The organism is Pseudomonas tremae, from assembly GCF_001401155.1.
Lineage (GTDB): Bacteria > Pseudomonadota > Gammaproteobacteria > Pseudomonadales > Pseudomonadaceae > Aquipseudomonas > Aquipseudomonas tremae.
The window spans coordinates 1-384 of the sequence record NZ_LJRO01000286.1; the positions used below are offsets into that span (position 1 = coordinate 1).

Consider the following 384-nt stretch of genomic DNA (forward strand, 5'->3'; position numbering starts at 1 on the left):
GCTGAAGATTTGTGACGCAGAGCGTCACGAACTGCATGCCAACGCGGAGCATTGGCACGATAGTTATAAGTCTCGTGGGGGCCTGCGGCCAATCAAAGCAGATTTGTGGATGACAAAGAGCGTTGCACAGGGGCGATCAGTGTCGGCTGCCGCGTTCCAGCGTCTGCGAGGGCAGCTCGCCGAACAGGCGCTGGTAGTCCTGTGCAAAGCGCCCCAGATGATTGAAGCCCCATTGCGAGGCAATGGCCGCGATGTTGTAGCCACTGTGCCCCTGCAACAGGCTGCGTCGCGCCGACTGGAGTCGAAAACGCTTGAGGTAGGCCACGGGCGAGACGCCGAAGTGCGTCTTGAAACTGTCGTGCAGTTTCTGCGGCCCTATACCGG

General features: G+C 59.9%; 1 protein-coding gene. It reads right to left on the minus strand.

Features of this window, described 5'->3' with window-relative positions; genetic code table 11:
• Nucleotides 1–136: 136 nt before the first annotated feature.
• A partial coding sequence (locus ALO43_RS16790; RefSeq protein WP_157062317.1) for a helix-turn-helix domain-containing protein occupies nt 137–384 on the minus strand: 248 nt, incomplete at its 5' end.